This is a genomic window from Pseudoalteromonas sp. APC 3694, assembly GCF_030407565.1.
GTDB lineage: Bacteria > Pseudomonadota > Gammaproteobacteria > Enterobacterales > Alteromonadaceae > Pseudoalteromonas > Pseudoalteromonas tetraodonis.
This window is the reverse complement of sequence record NZ_JASDDE010000050.1, coordinates 21038-27471: the sequence shown is the minus strand read 5'-3', so window position 1 is coordinate 27471 and position 6434 is coordinate 21038. Positions and strand designations below refer to the sequence as shown.

Annotated in this window: 5 protein-coding genes; 4 read left to right on the top strand and 1 reads right to left on the bottom strand. The window is 42.0% G+C overall.

What is annotated here, in order from left to right:
- Positions 1-284: 284 nt before the first annotated feature.
- Positions 285-812, bottom strand: coding sequence for a sugar O-acetyltransferase (locus tag QMA00_RS14800; RefSeq protein WP_076922349.1), 528 nt, complete (start codon positions 810-812; stop codon positions 285-287).
- A 162-nt stretch (positions 813-974) separates the two neighbouring features.
- Here QMA00_RS14800 and QMA00_RS14795 point away from each other — a divergent pair, with 162 nt between their 5' ends.
- The 4 genes from QMA00_RS14795 to QMA00_RS14780 all read left to right on the top strand — a co-directional run bounded on the left by QMA00_RS14795 (position 975) and on the right by QMA00_RS14780 (position 6365).
- Positions 975-1739: a DeoR family transcriptional regulator gene (locus tag QMA00_RS14795; protein WP_076922348.1), complete on the top strand. Its 765-nt coding sequence runs from the start codon at positions 975-977 to the stop codon at positions 1737-1739.
- A gap of 46 nt (positions 1740-1785) precedes the next feature.
- A complete protein-coding gene (glmS, locus tag QMA00_RS14790; RefSeq protein ID WP_076922347.1) occupies positions 1786-3606 on the top strand; it encodes a glutamine--fructose-6-phosphate transaminase (isomerizing) in 1821 nt (606 codons plus the stop codon).
- A 110-nt stretch (positions 3607-3716) separates the two neighbouring features.
- Positions 3717-4907 (top strand): alpha/beta hydrolase-fold protein, encoded by a 1191-nt coding sequence (locus tag QMA00_RS14785; protein WP_290157815.1) that lies wholly within the window; start codon positions 3717-3719, stop codon positions 4905-4907.
- 150 nt (positions 4908-5057) lie between these two features.
- A complete protein-coding gene (locus QMA00_RS14780) occupies positions 5058-6365 on the top strand; it encodes a DEAD/DEAH box helicase (protein WP_076922345.1) in 1308 nt (435 codons plus the stop codon).
- Positions 6366-6434 lie beyond the last annotated feature (69 nt).

The following is a 6434-nucleotide window of genomic DNA, read 5'->3' as shown; positions in this document are numbered from 1 at the left end:
GATAGTCTATTACCGTGGAATTTTAAAGGCTAGGCGGTGATCACCGGACGGATACTCAGAGCCAATGAAACCCATTAAAAACATTAAATGTACCTTACTATGTGGCTCTCTAGCGCTGTAGGCACTACGACATTCTACTGCGTTGTCGCTACGAAGTAGCGCGCCGATTCCAAATACAAGCAAGCCCGATTCGAAAGAGTCGGGCTTTTTTACGTCTGCACGAAAGTGAAAATATGGGTTCGAGGTATAAGGGTAAATGTGAGTCTAAGGCTTAACGATGATCCTTAGCACTTTCTTATTTCACGTGCTGGATTGCCGGCTACCACGGTATTTGATGCAATGCTCTTAGTTACCACTGAACCCGCACCAACAACAGTGTTATCACCAATGGTAACACCAGCTAACACAATAACTCCCGCGCCAATCCATACGTTATTACCTATGGAGATTGGTGCTGCAAAGTTTTCTTTATCGAGGCGCTCAGTTGGGGGAACCGCATGCGAAACTGCTAATAGTTGAACGTTCGGGCCAATTAAACAATCACTGCCAATGGTAATTGCACCCTCACTAATTGGTGCATCTAATACAGTGCAGTTAATGTTTATAAAAGTACGATCACCAATTTGTATTTGACTACCATAGTCACAATGAAAGCCCGCTTCAATAATTACTCCATCACCACAGTGTGAGCATAATTCTTTTATTCGCTTTAAATTACCTTTACTGGGGCTTTTATTAAATAAGCGGCAAATTTCGTGCACAGCTTTTCGCTGCGCTAGATTCTCTTTACTAATACTATTAAATGACTGCATATCAATTTTGTTTAACTTAAATAATGGTGTCTAGCTTAACCTACTTTGAGCATGATGATAATTTGAATAAAACTGCGCTTTTTTTATGCATTCACTTGCCATTTATTATGTTTCGTTTAAAATCCCCTAACTTTCGAAACGAAACTTAATAGTAGTTACTTAATGACCAAACGAAATACACAGCAACGACGTCATCTGATCCTTAGCCAAGTAAATGAGCTTGGTGAAGTGGCTGTTGAGACCCTTGCTGAACAGTTTCAAACATCAGAAGTAACCATTCGAAAAGACTTAACCGCGCTTGAAAAAAGTGGCTTGTTGCTGCGCCGTTATGGTGGAGCTATTGCGCTACCAAAAGAGATTGTAAGCGATGAGATTGATTCTAAGCGCAAAGTGGCCATTGCCAAAGCGGCAGCATCGCTTATAAAAGATCATAACCGCATTATTATTGACAGCGGGCGTACAACAGCAGCGATGATCCCTGAGTTGGCTACCAAGCAGGGGTTAGTTGTTATGACGAACGCGATTAAAGTAGCAACGCGTTTATTAGCACTTGAAAACGAGCCAACCCTTTTGATGACAGGTGGCACGTGGGATCCGCATTCAGAATCGTTTCAAGGGCAAGTAGCCGAAAATGTACTATGCTCATATGATTTTGATCAGCTGTTCATTGGTGCCGATGGCATTGATGTAGCACGAGGAACAACCACGTTTAATGAACTTGTTGGGCTAAGCCAAGTGATGGCTAAAGCGGCGCGTGAAGTTATTGTGCTGGTTGAGTCAGAAAAAATCGGCCGAAAAATACCAAATTTAGAATTACCGTGGCAAATAGTAACCACATTAATAACCGACAGTGGCTTAGCGCATGATAAACGCGCAGCGATTGAGGCATGTGGTGTAAAACTAATTTGCGCAGAGATTATGGATTAGTAACTACACCGTGAGTTGCTAGAATTAAAAAATTAATGGAGACATTATGTGTGGAATCGTTGGGGCTGTTGCAGAACGTCCAGTAAATAAAATCTTAGTTGAAGGCCTTAAGCGTCTTGAGTACCGTGGTTATGACTCAGCAGGTGTAGCTTTACTTGAAGGTAATACACTTAATACAGTTAAAGCAGTTGGTAAGGTTGTAAACTTAGAGTCAGCACTTGAAAAAGCTGGTGTTAGCGGCCACACAGGTATTGCACACACTCGTTGGGCGACTCATGGCGGTGTAACTGAAGCCAATGCTCACCCACATGTTTCAAGCAATCAATTAGCGCTTGTACATAACGGTATTATTGAAAATCACGCAAGTTTGCGTGCAGCACTTAAAGGCGACGGTTACGAGTTTTTATCAGATACCGACACCGAAGTAATGGTGCATTTAATTCATCAGTTACGCCAGCAGCACACTACTTTATTAGCGTCAGTTCAAGCAGCTGTTAAACAGTTTGAAGGCGCATTTGGTACCGTTGTGTTCGATAAAGCGAATGATAACGAAATTATTGTAGCGCGTTCAGGTAGTCCGTTAGTTATTGGTTTAGGCCTTGGTGAAAACTTTATTGCCTCTGATCAACTGGCATTATTACCGGTAACTCGCAGCTTTATCTTCCTAGAAGAAGGTGATGTAGCGCGTATTACTCGCGACACAGTAGAAATTTTTGATGCCGATGGCAACGCGGTTGAGCGTGAAGTTGTTGAATCAAACATCACACAAGATGCATCAGGTAAAGGTGATTACCGTCACTACATGCTAAAAGAAATTTATGAGCAGCCACTTGCAGTACGTAACACCCTTGAAGGACGTTTAAACGACGATCGCGTAGCGATTGATGCCTTTGGCGACAGTGCACAGCAAATATTTAAAGACGTAAAACACGTACAAATTATTGCCTGTGGAACGTCATACCACTCAGGTATGGTTGCTCGTTACTGGCTTGAGCAATTTGCAGGTGTTAGCTGTAACGTAGAAATTGCCTCTGAGTTCCGTTACCGTCAGTCATTTGTACACGAAAACAGCCTACTAGTAACGATTTCACAGTCAGGCGAAACGGCTGATACTTTAGCAGCACTTCGTTTAGCTAAAGAGCAAGGCTACATGGGGTCAATGACTATTTGTAACGTACCAGGCTCATCGCTTGTGCGTGAATCAGACCTTGCCTTTATGACCAAAGCAGGCGCTGAAATTGGTGTAGCCTCTACTAAAGCATTTACTACACAGCTTGTTGGTTTGTTAATGCTTACTGCGTCTATTGCGCAAGAGAAAGGCTTAGATCAAAGCGCGATTGTTAACGCTATTAAACTGCTACCAGCTAAATTAGAAGAAACGCTACTATTGGCTGATGGCATTGCTGACCTTGCAGAAGAGTTTGCTGATAAGCATCACTCACTGTTTTTAGGTCGCGGTTCACAATACCCAATTGCAATGGAAGGCGCGCTTAAGCTTAAAGAGATTTCATACATTCACGCAGAAGCCTATGCAGCAGGTGAGCTTAAACACGGGCCATTAGCACTGATTGATGCCGACATGCCAATTATTGTTGTAGCACCAAACAACGAGCTGCTTGAAAAGCTTAAATCAAACGTAGAAGAAGTACGTGCACGTGGCGGCATCATCTATGTATTCGCTGATAAAGATTCACACTTTGAGTCAGACGACACAATGCGTGTAATCAACGTAAACCACGTAGACGACGTAATTGCTCCTGTTGTATATACAATTCCACTACAGTTGCTGTCGTACTATGTAGCGGTCATTAAAGGCACAGATGTTGACCAACCACGTAACTTAGCAAAATCGGTTACAGTTGAGTAAAATCAACAGGTTATAGTTTTTTATTAATGTTAAAAAAGCGCTTAAGGCGCTTTTTTTGTGCCTGAAACTCTGTTAGCTTAAGTAACTTATTATTCTCTAAGGGATTAGTCATGCGTTTATTAACCGTTATTTGTTTTGTTAGCTTTAGTATTTTTAGTTCACAAAGTGCCTTTGCACAAGCTAGTATTAAACAGCAAAGTGCTGATTATTCTCAGTACACACATACATTTAAATCTACTGTTTTAAATGAAGAACGCACTGTTGTTGTACAGTTACCAAAGAGCTATCAAGCTGAGCCAAATAAGGTATATCCTGTTATATATCGCTTAGATGGGGCGGGTAATATACCGCTTGCTAGTGCTGTTATTGAGCGCTTACAAAATGATAATCGTGCGCCTGAGGTTATTATTGTCGCTATTGAAAACACTAATCGACTTAGAGATATGTATCCTACAGTGAACAAGGAACCACAAGGGCCTGTCGGTGAAGGGGGCGGCGCGGCAAAGTTTTTAGCGTTCTTTGAACAAGAGCTCATTCCTTTAGTAAATAAGAACTATCGCACGCATGACTATAAGGTTATTGCTGGCGCATCTGCTGGTGGTGTATTTGCGCTGTATGCGTTGCAGGCCAAATCTGAGTTATTTCAAGCGCATATTGCGTATAGCCCTGCTGTTTGGTGGAATTATGGCGCAATGGTAAAAAGCACAAAACCATTTATAACTAAAACGAAAGACCTGAATAACTACGTTTACATCAATATCGGCGAAGAAGCCGGCATAATGCGCGAAAGGTATGATGAATTGCTGCAAGGTATGCAATCGCCTAAAGTGCGGGGGTTACGCTTTTTTAATGATGCGTTTGATGGTATCTCACATGGCTTAACCTCTGTTGCTGGCGTATTTAATGCCTATTACAACTTATTTTTACCTAAGCAAATGCCAATCAGTGCTTTAACTGATGATGTAGCTTCTATTGATGCTTATTATCAAACATTATCTCAGCAATGGGGCGAGCAAATTTCACCACCGGATCGCGCTGTTAGATCGCTCGGTTATAACTTAACGGGCAGCAAGCAGTTTACCCGCGCTATAGAGGTGTTTAAGTACAATATAAAAAACTACCCAAAATCAGTTGATGCGCTTTCTGCCCTATCTTATGGCTATGAAATGCAAGGTGATACTCGTCAAGCACTTGAACAGATGGAGTCTGCTTTAGCCATTGCAGATGACTCATACCCTTATATAAATTATTTAAGAGAAACAAAAGCTAGGTTGCAGGCAGAGTTTGATAAGCGTAACTAGGGTTTTTAGTTACTGTTAAATAAAAACGACGCGCAAGCGTCTTTTTATTAGTTGTAGTTAAATATTATTTAAATCACTAATCTCTACTTAATAGCTGCTAAATACGCTAAAATTACAGGCTACTTTTTTAGCAATAAGCCCGTAATAAATATGACCTTAGCCGCAAGCCCTAGTACTTTTAACGATCTTGGCCTTATTCCAGAGCTAATTGCTCGTTTAACTGATTTACAATATAGCCAGCCTACGCCAATTCAAGCTAAGGCGATCCCAAGTGTACTTGCTGGTAGCGATTTAATTGCGGGGGCAAATACCGGCTCAGGTAAAACAGCAACGTTTGCCTTGCCTATGCTACAAACGCTATTTTTAGCGCAAGGTGCTAAAAAAACTGCTAGCAAAGATAACTTTGTTTCAGGGCTTATTTTGGTACCTACCCGTGAGCTTGCAACGCAAGTAGCTGATAATGTTAAATCGTATTCTGCACACTTTAATGGCGCCATTAAAACGGTGGCGGTATTTGGTGGTGTGTCGGTTAATACCCAGATGCAGGCACTACGTGGTGGTGCCGATATTATCGTGGCAACCCCAGGGCGTTTACTCGACTTAATATCAAGCAATGCGATTAAGCTTGATAAAGTTTCAACCTTAGTGCTTGATGAAGCTGATCGCATGTTAAGCCTTGGCTTTACCGAAGAGCTTGCTGAGCTATTAGCGCTTATGCCTGCTAAAAAGCAAACCATGTTGTTTTCAGCGACTTTCCCAGAGCAAGTCACACAATTAACACAAAAGCTGTTAACCAACCCTGTTGAAATACAAGTACAAAGCAAAGACGAAAGCACTTTAGTTCAGCGCGTATTTACGGTTAATAAAGGCGAGAAAACCACGGTTTTAGCGCACTTAATTAAAGCGCATCAATGGCGCCAAGCACTTATTTTTGTCAACGCTAAAAAAGATTGTGAGCACTTAGCCAGCAAACTTGAAAAACGCGGCGTGAACGCACAAGTATTCCATGGCGATAAAGGCCAAAGCGAGCGTACTCGCGTAATTGAAAAATTTAAAGCTGGCGAAATAGAAGTACTTATTGCCACCGATATAGCAGCCCGTGGTTTAGATATTGCCAAACTGCCTGTTGTTATTAACTTTAACTTACCGCGCAGCCCCGCTGATTACATGCACCGTATTGGCCGCAGCGGCCGTGCCGGTGAAGTTGGCCTAGCGTTATCGTTAATTGATTATGAAGACTTCCATCACTTTAGAATTATCGAAAAGAAAAATAAACTACGCTTAGAGCGCGAAGAGGTAGCAGGCTTTGCAGTAAACCAAGCGAATCTTGATGCAGCTGATGCGCTTAAAAACGATAAACCCATGGCCAAGCCCGAAGGCACCGGCAAGAAAAAGAAAAAAAATAAAGCTAACCCAGAAAATGATGTGTGGAGTGGCTGGCGAGGCCGTTCTAAGTAATACAAGGGCTCGATTGGGTATTGGGAAGCAGTCAATAAGCTCAAAAGGGGTTCTCGATACTTTTGTAGT

Excerpts from the sequence above, each read along its gene's own strand:
- glmS (WP_076922347.1), top strand. The coding sequence starts at position 1,786 with ATGTGTGGAATCGTTGGGGCTGTTGCAGAACGTCCAGTAAATAAAATC.
- QMA00_RS14800 (WP_076922349.1), bottom strand. The coding sequence starts at position 812 with ATGCAGTCATTTAATAGTATTAGTAAAGAGAATCTAGCGCAGCGAAAA.
- QMA00_RS14780 (WP_076922345.1), top strand. The coding sequence starts at position 5,058 with ATGACCTTAGCCGCAAGCCCTAGTACTTTTAACGATCTTGGCCTTATT.
- QMA00_RS14785 (WP_290157815.1), top strand. The coding sequence starts at position 3,717 with ATGCGTTTATTAACCGTTATTTGTTTTGTTAGCTTTAGTATTTTTAGT.
- QMA00_RS14795 (WP_076922348.1), top strand. The coding sequence starts at position 975 with ATGACCAAACGAAATACACAGCAACGACGTCATCTGATCCTTAGCCAA.